The sequence below is a fragment of the Methylobacterium sp. 13MFTsu3.1M2 genome, assembly GCF_900112625.1.
Taxonomy (GTDB): domain Bacteria; phylum Pseudomonadota; class Alphaproteobacteria; order Rhizobiales; family Beijerinckiaceae; genus Methylobacterium.
The window spans coordinates 115,137-141,153 of record NZ_FOMM01000011.1 but is presented as its reverse complement, the minus strand read 5'-3'; the positions used below and the strand labels follow the sequence as shown (position 1 = coordinate 141,153).

Below are 26,017 nucleotides of genomic sequence, written 5' to 3'. Positions count from 1 at the left end.
TCCGTCTTTGCGAGCGGAGCGAAGCAATCCAGGGATGCGCTGCGCTCGGAAATGTCCGGCTGCCCTGGGTCGCTTCGCTGCGCTCGCGATGACGGGCGCGGCCTGGACTCCTGTTGACGCCGCGTCCGGCGCAGCTTGACCCCGCCGTCCCGCCGCGCTTTTTCGGAACAGATCGGGAACACACGGCGGATCTCCGAGGCGGCGATGGATCCGGAGGTCGCGCTCCGAAAGATCATCCACATCGACATGGACGCGTTCTACGCCTCCGTGGAGCAGCGCGACGACCCGTCGCTGCGCGGCCGGCCGCTGGCGGTCGGCGGCTCCCGGGAGCGCGGGGTGGTGGCCGCTGCGAGCTACGAGGCCCGAAAATTCGGTGTCCGCTCCGCCATGCCGTCGGCCACCGCGCGGCGGCTGTGCCCGGACCTGCTGTTCGTGAAGCCGCGCTTCGAGGTCTACCGGGCGGTCTCCGAGGAGATCCGGGCGGTCTTCGCCCGGCACACGGCCATCATCGAGCCGGTGGCCCTCGACGAGGCCTATCTCGACGTCACCGAGAACCTCCTGGGCCTCCCGACGGCGACGGCCGTGGCGAAGGCGATCCGGGCCGAGATCCTGGAACGGACCGGACTCATCGCCTCGGCCGGGGTCTCGTACAACAAGTTCCTCGCCAAGGTGGCGTCCGACCACCGCAAGCCCGACGCCCTGTTCGTCATCACCCCCGCCATGGGGCCGGACTTCGTGGCGGCGCTGCCGATCGGCCGGTTCCACGGCGTCGGCCCGGTCACCGAGGCGAAGATGAAGCGGCTCGGGATCGAGACCGGGGCGGATCTGCGCGCCTGGACGCCGGAGCGCCTGCGCGAGACCTTCGGCTCCGCGGGCGCCTACTACCACGCGGTCGCCCGGGGCATCGACGCGCGGCCGGTGCGCGCCCACCGGGTGCGCAAGTCGATCGGCGCCGAGACCACCTTCTCGGACGACACGGCCGCCTTCGAGGTCCTGGCCGCCCGGCTGGCGCCGCTGTTCGACAAGGTCTGGGCGGGCGCCGACGCCAAGGGCATGCGCGCCCGGACCGTGACCCTGAAGCTCAAGTTCTCGGATTTCGCGCAGGTCACCCGGGCGAAGTCCCTCGCCGTGCCGGTGGCCGACCGGGCCGCCCTGGAGCGGATCGGCCTCGACCTGCTCGCCGGCCTGTTCCCCCTGCGCCGCAGCGCGCGGCTGATCGGGGTGTCGCTGTCGGGCTTCGCGCAGGACGCGCCCGAGGCGCCGCTCCAGCTCGGGCTGGCGCTCTGACACGGCCTCAGGGGCAGGCCCACGCTCCGTCATCACGGGCGCAGCGAAGTGACCCCGGGCAGCAGGACATCGGTCAGCGTGGCGCTGCCCTGGATCGCCTCGCTCCACTCGCAACGACGACGGTGGGGAAGCGATCAACCGGAAAGCGATAGTGCCGCCGCCGTCATGCACGACACGGCGCCTGTGCGGTTCCGCACGTCGGGAAGGCCGGGTCGATCGCAGAGCGGAGCGATCCAGTCTGGATCAGGGTTTCTCGAGCCCGCGCGAACACGAGGACCCTGTCGATGCCGAAGCACGCCCGCCTGGCCCTGGCCGCCGCGCTTCTATCGGCCCTCGCGGCGGGCGCCGCCCGCGCGGACGGCACATCCGCTTTCGGGGCCGCCAACGCGGCCCAGCTCCGGGGCTACACCGCGAGCCCGGCCCAGGTCTACGTTCCGGCAGGCGGCCCGAGCGCCAGGCCCGCGGCCCCCGCACCGCAGCGGCCGAAGGCGCCGGCGCGCAGTCGCTGAGATCGACCCGGGCCGCACCGGCCCGGGCATCCGGTCACGCGTTCTCGGTCACGCGTTCTTGCGCGGCCGGTGGTCGGGGTCGACGCCGCCGTCGAGCTTCGTCTCGTTGTCGACGTCGCCCTCGAAGGTCGAATCCGCCTGCAGATCCGCCGGGTCGGCGCCGCTCATCCCCTTCGAGGTGCCGATCCCGGGATTGCCCTTGAGGTCGGCGTCCGTGGGCGTGTCGGTCTTCGGGTGCTTGGATGACATGCAGGCTCCTGTCGGATGCTGATGTCGGGCCAACGCGTCGGCGCGGGGCCGGTCTCCCGCGCGGCGTGCGGCGGTTCGCCTCCCGGTCCCCGCACGCCCTCAGCCGATCTCCGCCGCGGCGATCCGGCGGACGCCCGCCGCCTCCATCCGCGCCCAGGCCCGCGCGAGCGACCCGTCCACGTCGATCCCGCGCACCGCGTCCGCCACCACGAGGACGTCGAACCCCGCGTCGCGCGCGTCGAGCGCGCTCCAGGCGACGCAGAAATCGGTGGCGAGGCCGCACACGGCGACGCGGGTGATGCCGCGCTCCCGGAGCGCCCCGGCGAGGCCGGTGCGCGTGGCCCGGTCGGCTTCCAGGAAGGCCGAGTAGCTGTCGACCCGCGGATCCAGCCCCTTGCGCACCACCAGGCTCGCCCGGTCGGTGGCGAGGTCCGGCGCGAAGGCGGCCCCGGGGCTGCCCTGGACGCAGTGGCGCGGCCACAGCACCTGCGGCCCGTAGGGCAGCGTCACGGTCTCGAACGGGGCCCGCCCCGGATGGGTCTCGGCGAAGGAGACGTGATCGGCCGGATGCCAGTCCTGCATCAGCACCACGTGCCGGAAGCGGTGCTGGAGGTCGTTGATCGGGCCGATCACCGCGTCGCCCCCCGGGACGGGGAGCGCCCCGCCCGGCAGGAAGTCGACCTGCACGTCGACGACGAGGAGCAGGTCGGCGTTGCCGGGCGTCACGATCGGTCCCTACGGCAGCATCACGATCGAGCCGGTGGTCTCCCGGCCCGCGAGGTCGCGGTGCACCTGCTGCGCCTCGGCCAGCGGGTAGGTGGCGTTGACCGCGATCTTCACCGCGCCGTCGCGGACCACCTTGAACAGGCGGGCGGCCGCCTCCTCCAGGGTGGCGCGGTTCGACGAGAAGGTCGCGAGCGTCGGGCGCGTCACGTAGAGCGAGCCGCGCGGGGCCAGCAGGCCGAGGTCGAGCCCGGTGATCGCCCCGGAGGCCGAGCCGAAGCTCGCCAGCAGGCCGAGCGGCGCGAGGCTGTCCAGGGAGCCCATCAGGGTCGCCTGCCCGACGCCGTCGTAGACCACCGGCACGCCCTTGCCGCCGGTGATCTCGCGCACGCGCTTGGCCACGTCCTCCTCGCGGTAGAGGATGACGTGGTCGCAGCCGTTCTGCTTGGCGAGCTCCGCCTTCTCGGGGCTGCCGGCGGTGCCGATCACGGTGGCGCCGAGGTGCTTGGCCCACTGGCACGCGATCAGGCCGACGCCGCCGGCGGCGGCCTGCCACAGGATCGTGTCGCCGGGCTTCACCGCGTAGGTCCGGTGCAGCAGGTACTCGACGGTCAGGCCCTTGAGCATCATGGCGGCGGCGGTCTTCTCGTCGACCCCGTCGGGGATCGGCACGGCCGCCGAGGCCGGGATCACCGGCTCCTCGGCGTAGCAGCCGTCCGCCACCGAGCCGTAGGCGACCCGGTCGCCGGCCTTGAACTGGGTCACGCCCTCGCCCACCGCCGTGACGGTGCCGGCGCCCTCCTTGCCGGGGGTGTAGGGCATGTGCGGGGACTTGTAGGCGCCGGTGCGGAAGTAGATGTCGATGAAGTTGACGCCGATGGCGGCCTGCCTGACCCGGATCTGCCCGGGACCCGGCTCGGCCAGGGGCACGTCCTCGAAGCGCATCACCTCGGGACCGCCGTACTCGTAGACCCGGATCGCCTTCGGCATCGTTGGACTCCCGCTCGCCGCCCCGTCCGGGGCGTTGCAGCCCGAGATAACGGACCGCCCGCCGGAGGCAATTCGTTTTTGGCCTCTCGCGCCCCGGTTGTAACCCGCCCGGCCGCGGCCCCGTTCTGGATCCGCCGGACCCGGACGCCTATCTAGGCCCTGCCATTCCCTGAGCCGAGGTCCGACATCCATGTCCGGCACCACCCGCACGAGCGCCGACCTCGATCCGCGCCGCCGCCGCCTCCTCTACCGCGCCTGGCACCGGGGCATCCGCGAGATGGACCTGATCATGGGCCGCTTCGCCGATGCCGAGATCGGCGACCTGTCGGAGGCGGAGCTCGACCAGTTCGAGGCGCTGATCGAGGTGCCGGACCGCGACCTGTTCAAGTGGCTGACCGGCGAGGTCGAGACGCCCACGAACTACGACACGTCGGTCTGGCGGCGGGTGCGGGCGTTCCACCGGCACGACGCGCCGATCCACTCCTGAGAGCGACCGGTCGAGAGAGCCCGCGATGGACGAACCGAAGCCCAACTACGACCACCCGGCCCGGTCGATCGCCACCGAGCTGGTGGTGCGCATCATGCTGGAGATGATGGAGCGCTCCGATCCGGCACTCCGCGCCGAGATCCTGCGGCAGGCGACGGCGCGCGCCGCCGCGATGACCGAGCACATGCCCAACGCGGACTTCTTCCGCGGCCGGGTCGAGGCGGCGCTGGCGGAGATCGTCGGGCCGGACGCCTGAGGGGCGTAAGCCGCGGGCTTCCGTCGCATCCGATCGAAAAGCTCGGCCGATGCGGCCCGCTCCGTCATCACGAGCGCAGCGACGTGACCCAGGGCAGCGCGACGTCCGAAGGTGCGGCGCCGCTGGATTGCTTCGCAGCGCTCGCAAAGACGATGGGGCCGTCTCTTCCCCCCTGGGAGAGGCGATCCGCAAGGTGCTCTGCGCCCGGCCATGCGTGTCCCCGAAGCGCGGCCGAACAGCCGTTCCATGCCGCGGCAGAACCGCCATATAGGATGCGTTCAGCCGTGACCGCGGGGACGCTTTATCGCGGCGGCCCGATCGGCTAACGCCACCCGACCTCCTCCCCTGACGCGCCCGGCGGGATTTCCCGCGAAAGACCCGATGGCCAAGCCTCAGCCGAAGCCCCCCGCCCCCGCCGCCAAGCCGCAGGTCGCGCGCTTCGCGCTGCCGAAATCCTCCGCGCTCGCCCGGGCGATCGACGCCCTGAAGCGCGGCGACAGCCCGGTCCTGGCGAACGCCCCGGAGGGCTTCGACGCGCTGGCGCTCGCCGACCTCGCCCGCGCCCTGGCGCCCACCGTCGACGCGCCGGCGGTGCTGGTCCACGTGGCGCGCGATTCCGGGCGCTCGGCGGCCTTCCAGGCGGCCCTCGGCTTCGTCGCGCCCGAGATGGACGTGATGAGCCTGCCGGCCTGGGACTGCCAGCCCTACGACCGGGTCTCGCCGACGACGGCGGTCGCCGCCGCCCGGATGACGGCGCTCGCCCGCCTCGCCCGGACCCGCTCGGCCGAGGACAGGCCGCGCATCCTCTGCACCACGGTCAACGCCCTGGTGCAGCGGGTCCCGCCCCGGGCCCACATCGCCCGGGAGGCGTTCTCGGCGGCGATCGGCAACGTCGTGGCGATGGACGACGTGGTCGCCTGGGTCGAGGCCAACGGCTTCCTGCGCACCGGGACGGTGCGCGACACCGGCGAATACGCGGTCCGCGGCGGCATCCTCGACCTGTCGCCCCCCGGCCTTGCGGCGCCGATCCGCCTCGACTTCTTCGGCGACACGCTGGAATCGATCCGCGCCTTCGACCCGGAGACGCAGCGCACCACCGGCCAGCTCCGCTCGCTGGACCTGATGCCGATGAGCGAGGTCCAGCTCACCACCGAGACGATCCGGCGCTTCCGCCAGAACTACATCCAGAGTTTTGGCGCGGCGACGCGGGACGACCGGCTCTACGAGACGGTGAGCGAGGGGCGGCGCTACGCCGGCCTCGAGCATTGGATGCCGCTGTTCTACGACCACCTCGACACGCTGTTCGATTATCTCGGCGGCGTGCCGCTGGTCTTCGACCCGCAGGTGGAGGATGCCGCCGCCGAGCGGATCAGCCTCGTTCAGGACTATTACCAGGCCCGTGAGGGCGCGATGAAGACGCCGCAGGCCGGCGTCGCCCCCTACAAGCCGCTGCCGCCCCGCGCCCTGTACCTGATGCCGAACGAGCTGAAGGAGCGGATCGCCACCGCCACCGTGGCGCGGCTGACCCCGTTCGCGCAGCCCGAATCGTCCGAGCGCGCGGTGATCGATTGCGGCGCCAAGGCCGGACGGAGCTTCGCCCCCGAGCGGGCCGACGAGACCGCCAGCGTGTTCGACGCCGCGGTGGCGCATATCCGCGACCTCCAGGGATCCGGTCATCACGTGATCCTGGGCGCGTGGTCCGACGGCTCCCGCGACCGGCTCTGCGGCGTGCTCACCGACCACGGCCTGAGGAAGCCCGTGGCGATCACCCGTCTCACCGACGTCTACGCGCTCAAGCGCGGCACCGACGCGGCCGTGGCCGTCTGGGGCCTGGAGGCGGGCTTCACCGCGGGCGAACTCGCCGTCGTCTCCGAGGGCGATATCCTGGGCGACCGGCTGGTCCGCCAGAAGCGCAAGGCCAAGCGGCCCCAGGACGTGATCTTGGAGGTGCAGGCGCTCCAGCCCGGCGACCTCGTGGTCCACGCCGACCACGGCATCGGCCGGTTCGTGGGCCTCAAGACGATCCACGCCGCCGGCGCCCCGCACGATTGCCTGGAACTGCAATACACCGGCGGCCTGCTGCTCCTGCCGGTGGAGAATATCGAGCTCCTGACCCGCTACGGCTCGGAGGATTCCGAGGTCGCCCTCGACCGGCTCGGCGGCGGCGCGTGGCAGGCCCGCAAGGCCAAGATGAAGCGCCGCATCCTCGAGATGGCGGGCGAGCTGATCAAGGTCGCGGCCCAGCGCTTCGTCCGGAAGGCCCCGTCCCTGCAGGCGCCCGAGGGGCTCTACGGCGAGTTCGCCGCCCGCTTCCCGTTCGAGGAGACCGAGGATCAGGCCAACGCCATCGACGCGGTGCTGGACGACCTCAATGCCGGGCGTCCGATGGACCGGCTGGTCTGCGGCGATGTCGGCTTCGGCAAGACCGAGGTGGCGCTCCGCGCCGCCTTCGCGGCGGCGATCTCCGGCAAGCAGGTGGCGGTGATCGTTCCGACCACGCTGCTGGCCCGCCAGCACTACCGGACCTTCGCCGAGCGCTTCAAAGGGCTGCCGGTCCAGGTGGCGCAGCTCTCCCGCTTCGTCTCGGCGGGGGAGATGAAGCAGACCCGCGCCGGGCTCATCGCCGGCACGGTCGACATCGTGGTCGGCACCCACGCCCTCTTGGCGAAGAACATCGCCTTCAAGGATCTCGGCCTGATCATCGTGGACGAGGAGCAGCATTTCGGCGTCGCCCACAAGGAGCGGCTGAAGGCGCTCCAGGCGGACGTCCACGTGCTGACGCTCTCGGCGACGCCGATCCCGCGCACGCTCCAGCTCGCTATGACGGGGGTTCGCGAGCTCTCGATCATCGCCACCCCGCCGGTCGACCGGCTGGTGGTGCGCACCTTCGTGACGCCGTTCGACCCGCTGACCATCCGCGAGGCCCTGCTGCGCGAGCGCTACCGCGGCGGCCAGTCCTTCTACGTCGTGCCGCGGATCGAGGATCTGGCCGAGGTCAAGAAATTCCTCGACGCCGAGATGTCCGAGATCAAGGTCGCGGTCGCCCACGGCCAGATGGCGGCCGGCCAGCTCGAGGACGTGATGACCGCCTTCTACGAGGGCAAGTTCGACGTCCTGCTCTCGACCACGATCGTGGAATCCGGCCTCGACATCCCCACCGCCAACACGCTGATCGTCCACCGGGCCGACATGTTCGGCCTCGCGCAGCTCTACCAGCTGCGCGGCCGGGTCGGGCGCTCGAAGGCGCGCGCCTACGCGCTGTTCACGACCCCGGCGAACCGCCAGCTCACCGCCCAGGCCGAGCAGCGCCTCAAGGTGCTCCAGAGCCTCGACACGTTGGGCGCGGGCTTCCAGCTCGCCTCCCACGACCTCGACATCCGCGGCGCCGGCAACCTGCTCGGCGACGCGCAGTCGGGCCACATCAAGGAGGTCGGCTACGAGCTCTACCAGCAGATGCTGGAGGACGCGGTGACGGCGCTCAAGGCCGGCATCGAGGACGTGCCCGAGGAGGCGTGGTCGCCGACCATCGCGCTCGGCGCGCCGGTCACGATCCCGGAGGATTACGTCGAGGATCTGGGCGTCCGGCTGGCGCTCTACCGGCGGCTCGCCACCATCCAGGACGATGCCGAGATGGAGAGCTTCGGCGCCGAGCTGATCGACCGGTTCGGGCCGCTGCCGCCGGAGGTGGAGCAGCTCCTCAAGATCGGCACGATCAAGATCCTCTGCCTCAAGGCGAACGTCGAGAAGGTCGAGGCCGGGCCGAAGGGTGTGGTGGTCCATTTCCGCGACCGCTCCTACGCCAACCCGCAGGGGCTCGTCGCCTACGTGGCCGAGCAGGCGTCGTTCGCGAAGGTGCGGCCCGACATGAGCGTGGTGTTCGTCCGCGAGCTGAACACGGTCCCGGCCCGGCTCAAGACTGCCACCGAGGTGCTGCGCAGCTTGGTGAAGATCGCCGAGCGGGGGAAGAAGGCGGCGTGAGGGGCGGGGGCGTCGCGCCCCGGCGAGACCCCTCATCCTGCGGGGCGGCTTGAGGAGACGCGTGGATGGCAGACCCGGCGCCGATCACCGGCGCGCCCGAGCCGGTGAAGGCCGCCCCGGGCGCCTTCCTCACGCCCCTGTTCACCGACCGGCGCGTCGCCGCGGTGCTGGGGCTCGGCTTCGCGCAGGGTATCCCGTTCCTGCTCGTCTACGCGACGCAGTCGGCGTGGCTCGTCCAGGCGAAGGTGCCGCTCGCCACGATCGGGCTGATGAGCGAGCTCACCATCGCCTACAAGCTCAAGTTCCTCTGGGCCCCCTTCCTCGACCGCCACGACGCGCCGCTCATCGGCCGCTGGCTCGGGCGGCGCCGCGGCTGGATCGTCGCCACGCAGATCCTCGTCGCCCTGGCGCTGGCGGGCGTCGCCTTCGGCGACCCCGCCCACTGGCTCGCCTGGACGGTGGCGTTCTCCCTGGCGCTCGGCGTCGCGGGCGCCACCCAGGACGTGGTCATCGACGGCTGGCGCATCACCGCCGCGCCGCCCGAGCAGCAGGCGCTGATGTCGTCCTGGTCGGAGATCGGCTACCGGGTCGGCAACCTCGCGGCGGGCGCCGGCGCGCTCTACCTGTCCGACGCGTATGGCTGGCGCGTGGCCTACCTGTGCATGGCCGCGCTCATGGCGCCCGGCACGGTCGCGGCCCTGCTGGCGCCCGAACCCCCCGTCCCCGAGACCCCCGCCACCGGCGGCTTCGTCGAGACCGTCTGGGCGCCGATCCGCGACCTCCTCGCCCGGCTCGGGCCGCTCGCCCTGCCGGTGCTGGCGCTGGTCGCGGGCTTCCGGATGCCCGGCTACGTCTCGAACGCCATGGCGATCCCGCTGTTCAAGACGCTCGGCTACACCAACACCGACATCGCGACGGTGACGAAGCTGTTCGGCTTCTGGATCGCGCTCGGGGGCACCTTCCTGGCGAGCGCCATCATCCCGCGGATCGGCATGATGGCGAGCCTGCTCATCGGCACCGTGACGGCCTCGGCCTCCCACCTCGCGCTGGCCTACCTCGCCTGGCACGGCGGCCACGGCGGCGCGGCGTTCTGGACCTTCGCGCTGACCGTCGGGATCGACGGCTTCGCCTACGCCTTCGCGTCGATCGTGCTGATCACCTACATGTCGCGGCTCTCGGCCACCGCCCACGCGGCGAGCCAGTACGCCCTGCTGACCTCGCTCTGCGCCCTGCCCGGCAGCCTGCTCGCGGGGTTCTCGGGCTTCGTGATCGAGTGGACCGGGTTCGCGTGGTTCTTCGTCGGCACGTCCCTCATCGGCGTGCCGGTGGCCCTGCTCTGCCTGCTGGTCGCGCGCCGGCACGGGCCGATGGAGCCGGCGGCCGACGCGGCCGGGGACGCGCCGAATCGGGCCACCTGAGGCTGTGTCCCAACACGGGAACGCCCGCGGAAACTGTCTCTTTAGCGGGGATTAACCACAGCACGGCTTAATGGGGTGGACGGTTGATGTCCTCCCCAGACGGGTGACCCGGGCCACGTGCGCGAGAACGGCTCTCGCGGGCGAACGGCGGCGGCTGCCCTGGGGAAGCGCGTACGCGAGTTCCCGAATGGCCCAGGCTGCGTTGTCCCTCGCCGCGTTCCAGACCGCGTATCCGAGCGCGGAATCCCGGCGACCGGCGCCCCCGCGCCCCAGCTACGTCGAGACCGCCTACGACCCGGTCGTCCGCACCCGGGCGCCCTACCCGAGCGCCATGCGGCGCGCCCGTCGCCGCGCCCGGCTGACGACGCTCATCGCTCTCACCGGCGTGAGCCTCGCCGGCTGGGCCGTGTTCAGCCACCCGCAGGGGCCGGCCCGCCCCGAGGCGGAGTCCGTCGCGGCGGCCGGGCCGGCCGCCGTCCCGGTCCCGCAGGCCGCGGCGGCGCCGCGGCCGAGCCTCGCCTGGATGCTCGACCGGAGCCCGGCGCTGGGCGCCGGCACCGCCACGGCCTTCGGGGGCGAAACCCCGCCGGTCGCCGGCTTCCAGGTCGCCGCCGCCGCCCCGTCCCCGGCGGTCCGGGAGATCGCCCGGCAGGTCGCGCAGGCGGAGCGGGCGCGGGCCGCCCAGGTCCGGATGGCCCAGGCCAAAGCTGCAGAGAAAGTCGCCGAGAGAGTCGCGGACAGGACCGGCGAGAGGACCGGCGAGAAAGGGACGGGGGCGCCGGTCCGGATGGCCGCGGCCGAGCCCACGCCCGCCGCCGTCGCACCCGCCCCCGTTCCCGCCCTCGTGCCGCTGCCGGTGGCCCGCCCGCCCGAGCTGCGGCGCGCACCGGCGCCGCCCGCGCGGGTGGCGAGCCGCGCCCTGCCCCGGACCCGCGACGTGTTCCGCGCCGCGATGGCCGAGGAGCCGTCCTTCTTCGAGAAGCTGTTCGGCGTCGGCGCCGCGGCGCCGTCTCAGGACAACCGCCAGGACAACCGCCAGGACAGCCGCCAGGAGCCCCGTCAGGCGCTGGCCTATGCCAGCCCGGACGCCCTGCCGCAGGAGGCGCCGCGCACCCGGATCAGCCCGGAGCCCGATTCGGTGGCCGGAACGGCCGTCTACGACATCACCGCCCGCACGGTGACGCTGCCCTCCGGCGAGGTGCTGGAGGCCCATTCCGGCCTCGGCGAGCACATGGACAACCCGCGCTACGTCCACCTGCGCATGCGCGGCTCGACCCCGCCCGGCACCTACACGCTGACCGAGCGCGAGCGCCTGTTCCACGGGGTCCGGGCGATCCGGCTCAACCCGGTGGGCGGCAGCGCCGCGATCCACGGCCGCGACGGCCTGCTGGCCCACACCTACATGCTGCGGCAGCCCGGCGCCTCGAACGGCTGCGTCTCGTTCCGCGACTACAACCGCTTCCTGCAGGCCTTCCTGCGGGGCGAGGTCCGGCGCCTCGTGGTGGTGGCCGGCAGCGGCGACGGCGGCGGCATCCTCAACCGGATCGGCCTCGCCGGGCGCCGGGGCGGCCGGGGCTGAGGCTCCGCGGGCCCTGCGGCGCGCCGGGCCGGAAGCCCGAGCGTCACGAAAGTCCGAGATGACTTCCGCGCGGCGCGGCTTTACGCGCCCGCCCAAGCTGCCTTAACGGGGCTCAGACGCCAGCCCTGACAAGAGGCACCCGATGAAACTGCCCCGCCGCTTCTTCCAGCCCCTCGCCACCGGCGCGCCGGCCCCGTTCCGCGAACTGCCGGTGCGGCTGGAGCGGATGATCCACTTCGTGCCGCCCCACAACGACAAGGTCCGGGCCCGTGTGCCGGAGCTCGCCGGGACCGTCGACGTGGTGCTGGGCAACCTGGAGGACGCGGTCCCGGCCGACCAGAAGGAGGCGGCCCGCAAGGGCTTCGTCGCCATGGCCCAGGCCACCGATTTCGCCGCCACCGGCACCGGCCTCTGGACCCGGATCAACGCCCTCAACTCGCCCTGGATCTTGGACGACCTGTTCACGATCGTGGCCGAGGTCGGCGACAAGCTCGACGTCGTGATGGTGCCCAAGGTCGAGGGACCGTGGGACATCCACTACATCGACCAGCTGCTCGCCCAGCTCGAGGCGCGCCACGGGGTGACGAAGCCGATCCTGGTCCACGCGATCCTGGAGACCGCCGAGGGCGTCGCCAACGTCGACGCGATCGCGTCGGCCTCGCCGCGGATGCACGGCATGAGCCTCGGGCCGGCGGACCTCGCGGCGTCGCGCGGCATGAAGACCACCCGGGTCGGCGGCGGCCACCCGGATTACCGGGTGCTCAGCGATCCCTCCGGCGATGCCCCCCGCGCCACCGCCCAGCAGGATCTCTGGCACTACACCATCGCCAGGATGGTCGACGCCTGCATGGCCAACGGCATCAAGGCCTTCTACGGCCCGTTCGGCGACTTCTCCGACGGCGACGCCTGCGAGGCGCAGTTCCGCAACGCCTTCCTGATGGGCTGCGCCGGCGCCTGGACGCTGCACCCGAGCCAGGTGGCGATCGCCAAGCGGGTCTTCGCGCCGGACCCGGCCGAGGTGGCCTTCGCGGCCCGGATCGTCGAGGCCATGCCGGACGGCACCGGCGCCGTGATGCTCGACGGCAAGATGCAGGACGACGCCACCTGGAAGCAGGCCAAGGTCATCGTGGACCTGGCGAAGCTCGTGGCCGCGAAGGACCCGGAGCTGGCGGCAGTGTACAAGCTGGGGTGAGGGTTACCGAGCCCGCGATACGCCTTTCCCGTGCGGACTACTCGATTGGCGCATCGTGTGCGGCACAGCAGCGGCAGGATGAAGCGCGGGTCCCCTCTCCCGTGCGGGAGAGGGACAGGGTGAGGGATCAAGTCTGTCCGAAGAAGGCGTGTGCCTACACGCGCGTCGACGGCGTGCCCTATCCTGGACTTTCTCGACCCTCACCCCAACCCTCTCCCGCACGGGAGAGGGGGCGCGTCGCGCTTTGCCGCCAGCGTCGACCTCCGATCCGAGAGGTTCGTCGAGACAGGCCCACGCAAGCGGAACGGCCAAATCATTCGCTGAATGAGCGGCCGAACTGCCGGAGCCGGGCGGTGAATAAGTCAATCCCGCAGGCCCGCAACCTGCGCCGCACTCAAACCTCGGCCGAAGCCAAGCTCTGGCGCGTCCTGCGAAACCGCGCCCTGAACGGCTGGAAGTTTCGCCGACAGCACCCGATCGACCGATTCATCATCGACTTCGCCTGCATCGAGGCCGGACTCATCGTCGAGGTGGACGGGGCGACGCATTCGACGGACGCCGAGATCGCTCGGGATGCCGCGCGGACCGAAATCCTTGAGTCGCTCGGCTTCGCCCTCCTCCGCATCCCGAATGCGGACATCCACAAACATCTTGAAGGCGTGCGCGAGACCATCCTGGCGGCTCTTGAACGCCGCGAGACCGTGTGATCACCCGCCGAACCGCGCCCGGTACTCCTGCGGTGTCGCCGCGACGTGCCGCAGGAAGCTGCGCCGCATCGTCTCCTCGGAGCCGAAGCCGCAGGTCCGGGCGACGCGCTTGACCGGTTGCGCCGTCTCGGCCAGCGCGCGCCGCGCCGCCTCCACCCGCAGGCGCTCCACGGCCCTGGCCGGGGTCAGACCGGTCGCCGCGTGATAATGCCGGCTCAGGCTGCGCGCGCTCATCCCGGCCGCCGCGGCGAGCGCCGGCAGCGACAGGTCGCCGGACAGGTTGTCGGCGATGTAGGCGTGGAGCCGCCCGAACCGCTCCTCGCCCGCCTGCAGCGCCAGCGCCGCGCTGAACTGCGCCTGCCCGCCGGGGCGCTTGAGGAACATCACGAGGTGGCGCGCCACCGTCAGCGCGGTCGCGCGGCCGAGATCCTCCTCGACCAGCGCCAGGGCCAGGTCGATGCCCGCCGTCACCCCCGCCGAGGACCAGACCGGGCCGTCGCGCACGAAGATCGGGTCGGGCTCGATCCGGGCGCGCCGGTAGCGGGCGGCGAGCGCCCCGCAATGCTTCCAGTGGGTCACGGCCCGCCGCCCGTCGAGGAGCCCCGCCGCCCCGAGCAGGAACGCGCCGGTGCAGACCGACGCGACCCGGCGGGCCCGGCCCGCCCGGGCCCGCACCCAGGCCACCAGAGCGGCGTCGTCGCAGGCCGCGACGACGCCGGGGCCGCCCGCGATCACCAGCGTGTCCACCGGCGCGTCGGGATCCGGCAATGGGTCGGCGACCAGCCGCAGGCCCGCCGAGGCGGTGAGCCCCGGGTCGCCGGCCGCGATCACCCGCGGCCCGTAGGGCATCCCGGCGCCGCCGTGCTCGTTGGCGGTGGCGAAGACCTGGAGCGGCCCGGCCACGTCGAGGAGCTGCACCGACGGGAAGGCCAGCACCTCGACCGGGCGCGGCGGATCTGGCGAGAAACGAGGGCTCTTTGGCATTTCGGCCAGATCCTGGCGCGCTAGGATCACCCTGTCCACCACGGAGACCCGGCATGATCCCGCCCGACACCCACCTGCAGATCGGCTCGCTCCTGTTCGAGGGGCTGGACCAGATCGACCTCACCGGCCCGTTCGAGGTCCTGTCCCGGGTGCCCAACAGCACCTACCGGGTCTACGCGCCGGGCCCGGAGCCCGTCCGCGACGTCCGCGGCCTCCGGATGCTGCCGGATGCCACGCTCGCGGAAGCCCCGCGGCTCGACGTGCTGCACGTCCCGGGCGGCACCGGCCAGGAGGCCCTGATGCGGGACCCGGCCGTGCTCGGCTGGATCCGCGGCCAGGCGGCCGGGGCCGGCCACGTCCTCTCGGTCTGCACCGGCGCCCTGATTCTCGGCGCGGCCGGCCTGCTGGTCGGGCGGCGGGCCACGACCTACTGGAACGCCGTGCACCTGCTGCCGTTCTTCGGCGCCGAGCCGGTGGACGCGCGCGTGGTGATCGACCGCGACGCGGACGGGCGCACCTGGGTGTTCGCGGCCGGTGTCACCGCGGGCATCGACGGGGCGCTGCAGCTCGCCGCCGCGCTGCGCGGCGAGGAGGCCGCCCGGACCATCCAGCTCGGCATCCAGTACGCCCCCGAGCCCCCTTTCGACAGCGGCACGCCCCACACGGCCTCCCCGGACACCGTGGCGCGGGTGCGGGCGGCGGCGGCCGACATCACGGCCCGGCGCGAGGCCACGGCCCGGGCGATCGCGACCGAGCTCGGCATCCGGATCCCGTAGGAGACCTCCGATGGACCTGACCCGCGTTCGCGCCTTCGCGGCCGTCCTGGCGGCGAAGGACCGGGACGCCATGCTGGCGCAGATGGCCGAGGGGGGCGTGCTCAACACCCCGCTCGCCGCCGAGCCCGTGCGCGGGACGGCGGCGATCCGGCCGGTGGTCGACGCCTTCGAGAGCCGCGCGATCCTAGAAGGCCCCGTGCACGCCGCCGCCTTCTTCGGCGCGGCGGCCGGCCCGCACCGGCTCGACGGGATGGATGAGCGGCGCCTCGACGCGGCCGGGCGCATCGCCGAGATGACCGTCCCGTGGCGGCCGCTGCCGGAGGCGATCGCCGTCCGGGACCGCTTGGCCCGCGCCGCGGAAACGCCGACTTCCGCGGCGACCGGGTGACACGATCCGTCATCGGACCTATCTGTCCGATCTGGACGGGTTGAACCATGTCGGACGTAACACTGAGAACCGCGAAATTCGCGATCGGCGCCGTGGTGCGCCACCGGATCTACCCGTTCCGGGGCGTCGTGTTCGACGTCGACCCGGTGTTCGACAACACCGAGGAGTGGTGGTTGTCGATCCCCGAGGAGGTCCGGCCGCGCAAGGACCAGCCGTTCTACCACCTGCTCGCCGAGAACGCCGAGACCGAGTACGTGGCCTACGTGTCGGAACAGAACCTCCTGCCCGACACGTCGGGCGAGGCCCTGCGCCACGCCGGCATCGCCGAGATGTTCGAGCGCGACGCCGCCGGCGCGTACCGGATGCGCGACCGCGCCACGAACTGAGGCGCCCGGTCCGTGAAGGTCCTGGCAAGCGGCGGGCGCTCGTCTGCCGCGACGGCCCGTGCCGTCGGACGAGCCCGCCCGATAGTCGCCAAACCGCGCTTCGCCGCCGCGTTCCTGCGCGCTGGCCTGCGCGCTGGCCTGCTCGCTGGCCTGCTCACGGGCACGGCGCGCGCCAACGACAGCGCGGCCGAACTCGATGCCGGCGGCCTCGTCCTGCGGCGCGAGCCCGGGATCGCGCTGGTGAGCGAGGACCTGTCGATCGCCCGCGACCGGATCGACGTGTCCTACCTGTTCCGCAATCAGGTTCAGGAGGCGCGCACGGTCCGGATCGCCTTCCCGCTGCCGCCGATCGACGGGCGGGAACTCAGCTTCTCGGCCCTGGCGCTGCCCCGGCCCGACAGCCCGAACTTCGTCGGCTTCACCGTCACGGTGGACGGCAAGCCCCTCGAGCCCGAGCTGGAGGAGCGCGCCTTCGTGGGCGAGCGCGAGGTGACGGACCTGCTGCGCCGTCACGGCCTGCCGCTGAACCCGCTGCGCTTCGAGGCGATCAGCGCGGCGGCCAAGCGGATCGGCGCGCCCGAATGGGCCGCGCTGGTCAAGGCCGGGCTCTTCCCCGACGTCCCCGACACGCCGGACCGGATGACCGAGGGGCTGTGGCGCGGCGAGGCCAAGTTCCACTGGCTCCAGACCTTCCCGCCCGGGCAGGAGGTCCGCATCGCGCACAGCTACGCGCCGGTGACCGGCTTCCACCTGCTCGAGCCGAAGGCGGCGTCCCGCGCGGCCTACCGGGCGACCTACTGCCTGGACGAGGCGGGGCTCGCGGCGATCCGGCGCCTGCACGCGAAGGCGCCGGATCCCGGCGGCTCCCTGCGGGCGACCGTGGTGCCCTACATCGTCACCACGGCGCGCAACTGGGCCGCGCCGATCGGGCGCTTCACCCTGACGGTCGACAAGGGCAGCCCGGAGGCGGTCGTCAGCTTCTGCCGCACGGACATCCGGAAGACCGGGCCGACCACGTTCCGCTGGGAGGCCCGGGACTACGTGCCCGACCAGGACCTGCGCGTGCTGATCGTCCAGCCGGCTTCGGCGACCCCGGGGACGCGTTAGGTCCCGTCGCCGGGCGGCTCGAACGCGAAGGGCCGGACCTCGCGGCCCGGCCCCCGGTACGGACCCGCCGCGCGGCGGGTCGATGGCGCTTACTTGGCGGCTGGGGCCGGCGCCGGGGCCGCGCCGGCGGCCGGGGCGGCGCCCTGCTGCTGCTCGAGCTTCTTGCGCATATCCTCGGAGCGCTTCTCCAGCTCCGCCTGGAGCTTCTTCTGCTGTTCCTCGAGGACCTTCGGGTCGATGGCCGGGCCGTCGAAGGCCTTGCCGAAGCCGGCCAGCGGCACCGCGAAGGTGACCTCGCGCTGGGTCTGGTTCTGGACCGAGACGTTCAGGGTCGTGCCCTTCTTCATCGCGGCGATCACGCCGGCATCGACGCCGCCGGCCTCGGCGAAGCAGCCGTTCGGGAAGCAGACCGCGAAGCGGCCGGCGGTCGCCGCCTGGCCGTCGACGCTGAAGCGGATGCCCGGCTGCAGCAGCAGGCCGAGCGGCAGCAGGTAGCGCACCACGCGCACCTCCTGCTTCTGGGCGGCGTTCTTCATCTCGTAGACCGCCACGGCCAGCACCGGCTGGCCCTGGTCGGACACGAAGTCGCGGGTCGTGTAGCAGATGTCGGTGCCCGAACCCTGGTCCTTGCCGCAGACCTTGGTCCAGTCGGCCTGGCTCGGCTCGGACTTCACCGCGACGATCTGCGGGCCCGTCTGGGCGGCCGGGGTGTTGGCCGCGGGGGTGCCCGGAGCGGTCGGCGCCGGGGCGGCCGGCGCGGGCGCGGCGGGCTTCTTCGGCTGCGCCAGGGCCGGCGCGGCCGCGAGGCCGAGGCCCGCGAGGCCGAGGAGGGCGGCGCGGGCGAGCGTCGCGGTGCGGGTGAAGGACATCGGCTCTGACCCCTTGGAAGAGACGTGGTGTGGCTGGCAGGATGCGGAGCCGGCCTGGCGGCAGGTCCGCCGGAGCGTCCGGCTGCCCGCCGCGTTGGCGCGCCGCCCGGAACTCCGGATGAATCGGTCCGGCCATCGGGCGGGACGGGCGCCGTCTGCGCGCATCCCTCTCCCCGGCGACCGGGCGGCCTGCCTTTCCCCTCGAATGAGGCGAAGGCATGACACCGCGGCCGGGGAAGCTGTCGGAACCGTCCCGACCGCGCCCGGCCCCCGATAGGCTCCCATCCGCCCGGCCGCAAGCGCGACGTTGCGCGGCCGCGAGGCACGAGCGCGTGATCGGGCCGCGCCGCCGGACGCCGCCGAAGGCCTTCCGGACGCCCTCCGGCAGCGATCGGCAGCGATCGGCGGCGCGGCCGCTCTTAGCGGTCGGTTAACCCTGTCGGGCCGAGATGATAGGCGTTCTGCAGGATCGGCGGGGGCGGCGGGTTTGAGCGCGTTGGCGGTGGCGGAGTGGGCGGAAGACGCCGCACCGGACGCGTCCGCGCGATCCGAGGACGCGCCCGACGGCCTGTCCGGAGTCCTGTCCGGACGCCTGTCCGACGGTCTCGCGACCCGCCTGTTCGCCGCCGCCCTGGCGGGCCCGCAGCGCACCCTCCTGCGTGATTCGGGGGACCGGGTCGCGTGGTGCGGGCGCCCGTCCATCACCTGGACCTACGCGGCCGCCGCCGAGATCGTCGGGCGGCTCGCCCGCGGGATCGCCGCGTGGCGGCTCCCGGCCGGCAGCCGGATCGGGCTGTGGTATTCGGGCGGTGCCGAATCGGCCCTCGCCCACCTCGCCGTCGAGGCGGCCGGCCACCTGCCCTGCGCGATGCCCGCCCTCTGGGACGAGGCGGAGCTCTCCGCCGGGATCGAGGCCGCGGGCCTCGTCGCTGTGCTGACGGAGGGCCGCCGCGGCGCGCGCCGGCCCGCCGAGGACCTCACCCGCGCGGCCATGCGCCATTTCGCCCTGCGCTACCTCGCGGCCTTCGGCCCGAGCGTGCCGGACGGTGTGATCAGCCTCGACGCGATGGCCCTGGAGCGGGGCGTGGTCGAGCCGGCGCCGGGCCGCGGCCTCGTCACCTTCGCGGGCGGCGATCCCGGCCGGCCGGTCTACCGCACCGCCGCGGCGCTGGCGGCGGCGGTCGCCGCCCATCTCGACGCGCTGCCCCTGACCGCGGACGAGCGGGTCCTGACGCTCCTGCCCGGCCACGACCTGCGCGGCCTCGTGACCGGCCTGGGCACCGCCCTGGCGGCCGGCGCCGGCCTGGAGACCGTTCTGCCCTTCGACGAGACCGGGTTCCGCGCCGCCCTGCTGCGGCCGGTTCCGACCCGGCTGGTGGTCCCGGCGCGGGTCGAATCGGCCCTCGCCGCCCTGCCGCTGCCCTGGACCGTCCGGGTCCTCGACGTGGTCCACCGCGCGCCCGCCCGGCTGACCCCGCGGGGCGCCGGGCCCGCGGGCCCGCAGCGCCTCGATTCGCTGGTCCTGGGTGAGGCGCTCGTGCTGACCCGCCCCGGCCCGGACGACCTCGCCGCGACCCTGGCCGAGCCCGGGCAGGCCTTCCTGCCCCGCGATCTCCTGGACCTCGCCGCCGGCGCCGACGGCGACCTCGCCTGCCGGGGGGCGGCCTGTGCGGCCTCCCCGCTCACCCGCGGCGCGATCCCGGCGACGGACCCCCTGGCGTGGCGGAGCACGGGCTTCCGCCCGCTCCGCGCGGACGGGCGCGTGGACGGGCGCGCGAACGGGGCGGTCGCGGCGATCGCCGCCGCCGTCGCGACCGTCCCCTCCGCCTGAACGGCGGACGATCGCCGGTTCATCCGGCACTCAGGCGGCGCGGATAATCTCGCATCTGCACACGAACCGACGGATCCGATCCGCCTCTTCGCGGGTTCTGCATCGGATTGTCGTGACGGCTATCTTTCCAAGCCGTCCGGGATGGAGTACCGCTCAAGCTTATGGGTGCGCTGCAACAAGTGCTCGTGGTCGACGACGGCGTCCGCGCCGTGGACCGGTCCCTCTCGGGCGAGCTGGCCAGCCTCGGATACGCGAGCGTGACCGCCTCGATGGAGGCGGCCGACGACGTCCTGACCGTGATCGCCCGTCCGGCGGCCGTGCTGCTCCAGGCGCCCACCCGCCGGAATCCCGCCTACGCCCGCCGAGCGGCCCGCCTCCGCGGCCAGCTGCGCGAGCGCGGCATCCCGGTGATCCTCATCGGTGATTCGGGCGAGGCCCGAGGCGGCGGCCCGGTCGATCTCGCGACCCGGCTCGGCGCCTACGTCGCCGCCCAGCCGGATCTCTGAGGCCCGCCCCGGCGCGCGCCGAGGTCGCGGCGTCCGGGCGCTCGCGCCGGGACTGAGGCCGCCTCCGGGAAACGCCGTCCGACCGCTCCCTGTCACTGCCGGTGCCGCACGAGGCGCGGGTCCCCTCTCCCGCGCGGGAAAGGGGGCGCCGCTGGCGCGAGACGATCGGGAACGGTCCTAGCGCGCCGCGCGCATCAGCTCCGGCGCGCCGATCCGGGGCAGCACGCCCTCCCGCATCACCAGGCGCCGCAGCGGTCCGAGCTGCGTCATCGCCAGCAGGCCGAGACCGCGCAGCGCGTCGACCGGCAGCAGGTCGGTGAGCAGGCTGCGGTTGAGGAGATCGACCGCGGCGGTGCGCGCGGCCGTGTCGACGCGGCGCGCCCGCGCGTAGCCGTCGAGCACGGCGCGGGAGCCGGGATCGCGGCGGTCGCGGGCGGCGGCCAGCACCGCGTCGCGCAGGGTCGCGGCGTCGCGCAGGCCGAGATTGAGCCCCTGCGCGCCGATCGGCGGGAAGACGTGGGCCGCCTCCCCGATCAGCGCCAGCCGCGGGGCCACGGGGGTCGCCACCGCGAGGCCGCGCATCGGCACGAGGCCGCGGGGGCCGTCGACCCGCATGGCGCCGAGCATCGCCCGGGCCTGCCGCTCCACCGCCTGCCCCAGCGCCGCGTCGTCGAGGGCGGCGAGCCGCCGGGCCGCCCCCTCCCCGGTCACCCAGACGAGGCTGGACCGGTGGCCGCCGGGCAGCGGCACCAGGGTGAAGGGCCCCGACCGGGTGTGGAACTCGGTGGAGACGTCGCGGTGCGGGCGCGCGTGGGCCAGGATCGTGGTGATGGCGCTCTGCGGGTAGGTCCAGTCGCGCACGCGGACGCCGCTGGCGGCCCGCAGCGGCGAGCGGGCCCCGTCGGCCCCCACCACGAGCCGGGCCTCGACGGCACGCTCGTCCGCCAGCGCGACGCGGGCGGCCGCCTCGCCGGGCACGGCGCCGGCGGCGTCCGCCTCGACCAGGGTGAGGTTGTCCTGCGCCCGGGCGCGGGCGCGCAGGCTCTCGACCAAGCGGGCGCTCTCGACGTTCCACCCGAAGGCGTCGAGGCCGATCTCGGCGGCGCGGAACCGCGCCGGCGGCGGCCGGAACAGGCTGCCGGTGTCGTCGACGATCTGCAGCGTGCAGAGCGGGCTCGCGTGCGGCGCCACCGCCTCCCAGGCGCCGAGCGCGTCCAGGAAGCGCACCGACCCGTCGAGGAGCGCGACGGTCCGTCCGTCCGCCACCGGGGCGTGGCGCCCGACCAGCGCCGTGGGGATCCCTTCGCGGGCGACCGCCAGGGCGGCGGCGAGCCCCGCGGCCCCGGCCCCGACCACGGCGACCTCGAAGACGGTGTTGGTGTCCTCCGGCATGGTGTCCTGCACGATCGACGCGTCCCACTCGGGACAGTGTGGCGTCGGGCTTCCCAAGGTTCCGGTTGATGCGCGGCCCCGTCATCGCGAGCGGAGCGACCCGGGGCAGCGGGACGTCAGGAAGCGCGGTGCCACCCTGGGTCGCTTCGCTCCGCTCGCGATGACGGCGGTGTCGAAGTCATCAACCGGGGACGCTGTTCGCGAGCCCGGCACGTCTCGTATCTGCGCTTTTCAGCGGATCTGCCAAGACCGGCGACGCGGGGCCACGGCGCCGCAGCCCGTCAACCCAGGAACGCCGCAAGCTCCGAGAGAACCGCGTCCGGCCGCTCCTCCTGGAGGGTGTGACCGCAATCCAGCGCCCGGCCCGAGACGTCGGTCGCCTTCTCGCGCCACGTCTCCAGCACGTCGTAGGTCCGGCCGACTACGCCCTTCGCGCCCCAGAGCGCCAGCAGCGACGCGGTGATCCGGACCTCGGCATCGGCCGCGTCGTGCTCCAGGTCGATCCCGGCGGCCGCCCGGTAATCCTCGCAGATCGCGTGGCGGCACGCCGGGTCGGAATAGCAGCGCAGGTACTCGGCGAAGAGCTCCGGCGGGGTCGAGCCGGGGGTCTTCGACTGGCCCTCGACGTGGTGGCGCAGGAAGTATTCCGGATCGGCCCCGATCAGCGTCTCCGGGAGGGGATAGGGCTGGATGAAGAAGAACCACCAGAAATAGCGTGTGGCGAAATCCTTGTCGGTGCGCGCGTACATGGTCGCGGTCGGCGCGATGTCGAACACGGCGATCCGCTCCACGGCCTGCGCATGATCCAGGGCGAGGCGGTGGGCGACGCGCCCGCCCCGATCGTGGCCGACCACCGCGAACCTTTCGTGGCCGAGCGCGCGCATCACCGCCACCGCGTCGGCCGCCATGGCGCGCTTGGAATAGGCGACGTGGCGCTCGCCGCCCGGGGGCTTGGCCGAATCGCCGTAGCCGCGCAGGTCCATGGCCACGACGGTGCGGGTCTCCGCAAGCCGCGGCGCGACGTGGAGCCAGGTCGACAGGGTCTGCGGATGGCCGTGCAGGAGCAGCACCGGCGGCCCGGACCCGGCCGAGCGGGCGTTGATCGTCACGCCGGGCGCGGTCTCGATCCGGTGCCGGTCGAAACCCGGCAGGAAGTCGCGGGCCATGGATTCGGTCTCCGGGGTCGGTCTCCATCCTGCCGCACTGGCGCGCCGGGATGCACCGGATGATAAGGCGCCTCCGGCACCATGTCCGCCGAACCGCCATGACAGATGCACGCGCGACTCAGGACCCGGCCTTGAAGGATTCCGACGCGGCCGAGGCGCCGGCGGCGGAGGCCGCCCCCGCGCCTGCCGTCGCCCCGCCCCTGCGGCCGAGCATCCTCGACCCGCTCTTCGCGCCGGCCCGCGCCCTGCCGGGGATCGGGCCGAAGATGGCGCCGCTCATCGAGAAGCTGCTCGGCACCCCCGAGCGCGAGGCCCGGGTCGTGGACCTGCTGTTCCACCTGCCCCAGGGCGGCGTGGCGCGGAAGCTCATGGGCTCGATCAGCGAGGCCCCCACCGGCGAGCCGGTGACGATCGGCGTCACCGTGGTGGCGCACCGCCCGGCCCAGGCCGGGCCCGGCCGGCGCCCGCACCGGGTGCTGGTGGAGGATGCCTCCGGCGACATCTCCCTGGTCTTCTTCGGCATGCCCCGCGCCCGGGTGGAGAAGATGCTGCCGCTCGGGTCGCACCGCTACATCACCGGCCGGATCGACCTCTGGGACGGCACCCGCCAGATGGTCCACCCGTCGCGGATCGTGGACGAGGCGGGCCTCGCGGAACTCCCCGCCGTCGAGCCGGTCTACGGCGCCACCGAGGGGCTGACCTCCCGGGCGATCAACAAGCTCGCGGTCGCGGCCCTCGACCGGCTGCCGGTCCTGCCGGAATGGCAGGACCCGGCCTGGCTGGAGCGGAACCGCCTGCCCGCCTTCGCGGACGCGCTCCGCCTCGAGCATCGCCCCGAGGAGGCGCCCCCGAAGGCCGAGGACCCGCTCCAGCCGCCGCCCGCGACGCCGTCCCGGAAGCGGCTCGCCTACGACGAGCTCCTCGCCTCGCAGCTGGCGCTGGCGCTCCTGCGCGCCCGCCAGCGGCGCAAGGCCGGCCGCGTCAATGCCGGCGACGGCGCCCTGAGCGGGCGCCTCGAGGCCGCCCTCCCCTTCGCGCTGACCGGCGCGCAGGGCCGGGCGGTGGCGGAGATCCGCGCCGACCTCGCGGCGCCCCGGCGGATGCTGCGCCTGCTCCAGGGCGATGTCGGCTCGGGCAAGACCGCGGTGGCCCTGCTCGCCATGGCCTCGGCGGTCGAGGCCGGGCGTCAGGCCGCCCTGATGGCGCCCACCGAGATCCTGGCGCGGCAGCATTTCGAGCGGCTGAGGCCGCTGGCCGGCTCCTTACGCCTGCGCCTGATGACCGGCCGCGACCGGGCCGCGGAGCGCAAGGCGACGCTGGCCGACCTCGCCGCGGGCGAGATCGACATCCTGGTCGGCACCCACGCCCTGTTCCAGGAGGCGGTGACGTTCCGCGACCTCGGCCTCGCGGTGGTGGACGAGCAGCACCGGTTCGGCGTGCACCAGCGCCTCGCGCTCGGCGCCAAGGGCGAGGCGGTGGACTTCCTGGTCATGACCGCGACGCCGATCCCCCGCACCCTGGCGCTGACCTTCTTCGGCGACATGGACGTCTCGATCCTCGACGAGAAGCCCGCCGGCCGCCAGCCGATCCGGACGATCACGCTGCCGACCGAGCGGATCGACGAGGTCGTGGCCGGCCTCGCCCGGGCGATCGCCGGGGGCGAGCGGGTCTACTGGATCTGCCCCCTTGTGGAGGAATCGGAATTCGTCGACCTCGCCGCCGCGGCCGAGCGCTTCGACGATCTGCGGAAGCACTTCGGCGACGCGGTCGGGCTGATCCACGGCAAGATGCCCGGCCCCGAGAAGGACGCCGCCATGGCGCGGTTCGCCGCCGGGGAGACCAAGCTCCTGGTCTCGACCACGGTGGTGGAGGTCGGAGTCGACGTGCCCGAGGCCACCATCATGGTGATCGAGCACGCTGAGCGCTTCGGGCTGGCGCAGCTGCACCAGCTCCGCGGCCGGGTCGGGCGCGGCTCGAAGGCCTCCTCGTGCCTGCTGCTCTACCGGGGGCCCCTCGGGCAGGTGTCCCGGGCCCGGCTGGAGATGATGCGCGCGAGCGAGGACGGCTTCCGCATCGCCGAGGCCGACCTGAAGCTGCGCGGCGAGGGCGAGGTGCTCGGCACCCGCCAATCCGGCATGGCGGCGTTCCGGCTGGCGCGGCTGGAGAGCGACGCCGCCCTGCTGGAGGCCGCCCGCGACGACGCGCGGATGATCGTGGAGCGCGATCCCGGCCTCAAGAGCCCGCGGGGACAGGCGCTGCGGGCGCTGCTCTACCTGTTCGAGCGGGAGGCCGCGATCCGGCTGATCGGGGCCGGATGAACGGTTTCCTGAACGGATTCGTTCAGGAAAGTCCGGCCTTCCTGAACGGCCGGATCCGGAATCGCCGTCGCGCGACCGGATCGGTACTCCGATGCGCCGATGTCACAGGCTCTCTGAAAAAGTGTTTCGTTTCAGAGGTTTGACGGGATCGCGCGGAAGCTTGGCGGCGCCGTACGGGCGGTCCGAGAGGCTCCGGACAGGCCTCGTGATCTTGCATCAGCCATATTCTTCCCTTAACTGGAGATGAACGAATGGCCCGGTAAGCCGGGACATCACGGACGAATCTGGAGGACGGACATGTCGAACGGACTGTTCCAAGGCCTGCCGGGCTCCCACGAGATGGCCGGTGCCCACGCCCTGCCGACCGAGCCCTGGCTCCTGCCGATCTCGGATCGCGCCGCCGAGGCGGCGGGCAAGACCGCGGACGAGCTGCAGGCCGCCGTGCGTCGGGCGTCCCGGCCCTTCTGGCTGGCCGCCAACGGGCTCTGCATCGCGCTGGGCCTCGCCCTCACCCTGCAATGCGCCTCCGGCTGGGGCCCGGCGGCGCCCCGCAGCGCCGTGACGGTCGCGCAGGCGACGCCGCCGACCATCGCGCCGCAGACCGCCTCGCTGCAGCGCTGAGCCGAACAGCAGCCCGACTATCAGAGGCCGTCCCGCGTGCGCGGGACGGCCTTTCTCGTGGACGATGGCCGCCAATCCCACGGTCTCCCGCAAGCCGAGGAGCGGTGAGCTCGGCGCGCAGGAGGCCTGGATCGCGCGCCGGCGCCTCGGGAAGGCCCCTTGAGCGGACCGGAGGTCGTCCCCGCTTCGACGGTTCCGGTCGACGCTGCCGTCATCGCGAGCGCAGCGCAGCGACCCAGGGCAGCGGGACGTCCTGCACCGTGGCGCGAGACGGGGTGGCTCAGGCCGCCGAGACGGC

At 73.5% G+C, this 26,017-nt stretch carries 24 protein-coding genes; 17 read left to right on the top strand and 7 right to left on the bottom strand.

Annotation, left to right across the window (positions count from 1 at the left end; translation table 11 throughout):
* Positions 1-204: 204 nt before the first annotated feature.
* Together dinB and BM314_RS12360 are read left to right on the top strand one after the other, a co-directional pair.
* Entirely contained in the window at positions 205-1,287 is a 1,083-nt protein-coding gene (gene dinB, locus BM314_RS12365) for a DNA polymerase IV (protein WP_020093293.1), read from the top strand.
* A 284-nt stretch (positions 1,288-1,571) separates the two neighbouring features.
* Positions 1,572-1,796, top strand: coding sequence for a hypothetical protein (locus BM314_RS12360; protein WP_091978295.1), 225 nt, complete (start codon positions 1,572-1,574; stop codon positions 1,794-1,796).
* A 48-nt stretch (positions 1,797-1,844) separates the two neighbouring features.
* On the opposite strand, the gene BM314_RS12355 is transcribed toward BM314_RS12360, so the two are convergent.
* The 3 genes from BM314_RS12355 to BM314_RS12345 form a co-directional block, all read right to left on the bottom strand.
* Positions 1,845-2,045: a hypothetical protein gene (locus BM314_RS12355; RefSeq protein WP_056523028.1), complete on the bottom strand. Its 201-nt coding sequence runs from the start codon at positions 2,043-2,045 to the stop codon at positions 1,845-1,847.
* Positions 2,046-2,144: 99 nt separating this feature from the next.
* A complete protein-coding gene (gene pncA / locus BM314_RS12350) occupies positions 2,145-2,771 on the bottom strand; it encodes a bifunctional nicotinamidase/pyrazinamidase (protein ID WP_042672749.1) in 627 nt (208 codons plus the stop codon).
* Positions 2,772-2,780: 9 nt separating this feature from the next.
* The gene (locus BM314_RS12345; RefSeq protein ID WP_020093289.1) at positions 2,781-3,758 is read right to left on the bottom strand and encodes a quinone oxidoreductase family protein; all 978 of its coding nucleotides are present in this window, start codon (positions 3,756-3,758) and stop codon (positions 2,781-2,783) included.
* A 190-nt stretch (positions 3,759-3,948) separates the two neighbouring features.
* Here BM314_RS12345 and BM314_RS12340 point away from each other — a divergent pair, with 190 nt between their 5' ends.
* From BM314_RS12340 to BM314_RS12310, 7 genes are all read left to right on the top strand, one after another.
* Positions 3,949-4,245 carry an FAD assembly factor SdhE gene (locus BM314_RS12340; protein WP_020093288.1) on the top strand — a complete coding sequence of 99 codons (297 nt, stop codon included), beginning with the start codon at positions 3,949-3,951 and terminating at the stop codon, positions 4,243-4,245.
* Positions 4,246-4,270: 25 nt separating this feature from the next.
* On the top strand, positions 4,271-4,501 hold the full coding sequence (locus BM314_RS12335) for a hypothetical protein (protein WP_020093287.1): 231 nt from the start codon (positions 4,271-4,273) through the stop codon (positions 4,499-4,501).
* Positions 4,502-4,882: 381 nt separating this feature from the next.
* Positions 4,883-8,479, top strand: coding sequence for a transcription-repair coupling factor (gene mfd, locus BM314_RS12330; protein WP_091978294.1), 3,597 nt, complete (start codon positions 4,883-4,885; stop codon positions 8,477-8,479).
* Positions 8,480-8,544: 65 nt separating this feature from the next.
* Complete coding sequence (locus BM314_RS12325) at positions 8,545-9,897, top strand: AmpG family muropeptide MFS transporter (RefSeq protein ID WP_091978293.1); 1,353 nt, start codon at positions 8,545-8,547, stop codon at positions 9,895-9,897.
* A 187-nt stretch (positions 9,898-10,084) separates the two neighbouring features.
* Positions 10,085-11,476 carry a DUF2778 domain-containing protein gene (locus tag BM314_RS12320; protein ID WP_091978292.1) on the top strand — a complete coding sequence of 464 codons (1,392 nt, stop codon included), beginning with the start codon at positions 10,085-10,087 and terminating at the stop codon, positions 11,474-11,476.
* A gap of 142 nt (positions 11,477-11,618) precedes the next feature.
* Positions 11,619-12,668 carry an HpcH/HpaI aldolase/citrate lyase family protein gene (locus tag BM314_RS12315; RefSeq protein ID WP_091978291.1) on the top strand — a complete coding sequence of 350 codons (1,050 nt, stop codon included), beginning with the start codon at positions 11,619-11,621 and terminating at the stop codon, positions 12,666-12,668.
* Positions 12,669-13,021: 353 nt separating this feature from the next.
* On the top strand, positions 13,022-13,375 hold the full coding sequence (locus tag BM314_RS12310; RefSeq protein ID WP_020093282.1) for an endonuclease domain-containing protein: 354 nt from the start codon (positions 13,022-13,024) through the stop codon (positions 13,373-13,375).
* Here BM314_RS12310 and BM314_RS12305 read toward each other — a convergent pair whose 3' ends face one another.
* Positions 13,376-14,359, bottom strand: a complete 984-nt coding sequence (locus tag BM314_RS12305; RefSeq protein ID WP_091978290.1) for a GlxA family transcriptional regulator — start codon at positions 14,357-14,359, stop codon at positions 13,376-13,378.
* A 53-nt stretch (positions 14,360-14,412) separates the two neighbouring features.
* On the opposite strand from BM314_RS12305, the gene BM314_RS12300 reads away from it, so the two are divergent.
* The 4 genes from BM314_RS12300 to BM314_RS12285 are packed head-to-tail and all read left to right on the top strand — an operon-like array spanning position 14,413 to position 17,016.
* A complete protein-coding gene (locus BM314_RS12300; RefSeq protein WP_091978289.1) occupies positions 14,413-15,135 on the top strand; it encodes a DJ-1/PfpI family protein in 723 nt (240 codons plus the stop codon).
* Positions 15,136-15,145: 10 nt separating this feature from the next.
* Complete coding sequence (locus BM314_RS12295; RefSeq protein WP_091978288.1) at positions 15,146-15,523, top strand: nuclear transport factor 2 family protein; 378 nt, start codon at positions 15,146-15,148, stop codon at positions 15,521-15,523.
* A 47-nt stretch (positions 15,524-15,570) separates the two neighbouring features.
* Positions 15,571-15,909, top strand: a complete 339-nt coding sequence (gene hspQ, locus BM314_RS12290) for a heat shock protein HspQ (protein WP_012318638.1) — start codon at positions 15,571-15,573, stop codon at positions 15,907-15,909.
* 12 nt (positions 15,910-15,921) lie between these two features.
* Positions 15,922-17,016 (top strand): DUF4424 domain-containing protein, encoded by a 1,095-nt coding sequence (locus BM314_RS12285; protein ID WP_091978287.1) that lies wholly within the window; start codon positions 15,922-15,924, stop codon positions 17,014-17,016.
* An 89-nt stretch (positions 17,017-17,105) separates the two neighbouring features.
* Here the strand turns inward: BM314_RS12285 and BM314_RS12280 are convergent, their stop codons facing one another.
* On the bottom strand, positions 17,106-17,885 hold the full coding sequence (locus BM314_RS12280; protein ID WP_020093277.1) for an invasion associated locus B family protein: 780 nt from the start codon (positions 17,883-17,885) through the stop codon (positions 17,106-17,108).
* A 487-nt stretch (positions 17,886-18,372) separates the two neighbouring features.
* On the opposite strand from BM314_RS12280, the gene BM314_RS12275 reads away from it, so the two are divergent.
* Both BM314_RS12275 and BM314_RS12270 read left to right on the top strand, forming a co-directional pair.
* A complete protein-coding gene (locus BM314_RS12275; protein WP_244539924.1) occupies positions 18,373-19,716 on the top strand; it encodes an AMP-binding protein in 1,344 nt (447 codons plus the stop codon).
* A 161-nt stretch (positions 19,717-19,877) separates the two neighbouring features.
* Positions 19,878-20,222: a hypothetical protein gene (locus tag BM314_RS12270; RefSeq protein WP_020093275.1), complete on the top strand. Its 345-nt coding sequence runs from the start codon at positions 19,878-19,880 to the stop codon at positions 20,220-20,222.
* A gap of 177 nt (positions 20,223-20,399) precedes the next feature.
* Here BM314_RS12270 and BM314_RS12265 read toward each other — a convergent pair whose 3' ends face one another.
* Both BM314_RS12265 and BM314_RS12260 read right to left on the bottom strand, forming a co-directional pair.
* Positions 20,400-21,614, bottom strand: coding sequence for a UbiH/UbiF family hydroxylase (locus BM314_RS12265; RefSeq protein ID WP_091978286.1), 1,215 nt, complete (start codon positions 21,612-21,614; stop codon positions 20,400-20,402).
* Between the two features lie 281 nt (positions 21,615-21,895).
* On the bottom strand, positions 21,896-22,780 hold the full coding sequence (locus BM314_RS12260; RefSeq protein ID WP_091978285.1) for an alpha/beta fold hydrolase: 885 nt from the start codon (positions 22,778-22,780) through the stop codon (positions 21,896-21,898).
* A 98-nt stretch (positions 22,781-22,878) separates the two neighbouring features.
* On the opposite strand from BM314_RS12260, the gene recG reads away from it, so the two are divergent.
* The gene (recG, locus tag BM314_RS12255; RefSeq protein ID WP_244539923.1) at positions 22,879-25,098 is read left to right on the top strand and encodes an ATP-dependent DNA helicase RecG; all 2,220 of its coding nucleotides are present in this window, start codon (positions 22,879-22,881) and stop codon (positions 25,096-25,098) included.
* Positions 25,099-25,395: 297 nt separating this feature from the next.
* The gene (locus BM314_RS12250; RefSeq protein ID WP_091978283.1) at positions 25,396-25,719 is read left to right on the top strand and encodes a hypothetical protein; all 324 of its coding nucleotides are present in this window, start codon (positions 25,396-25,398) and stop codon (positions 25,717-25,719) included.
* The last annotated feature ends 298 nt before the right edge of the window (positions 25,720-26,017 follow it).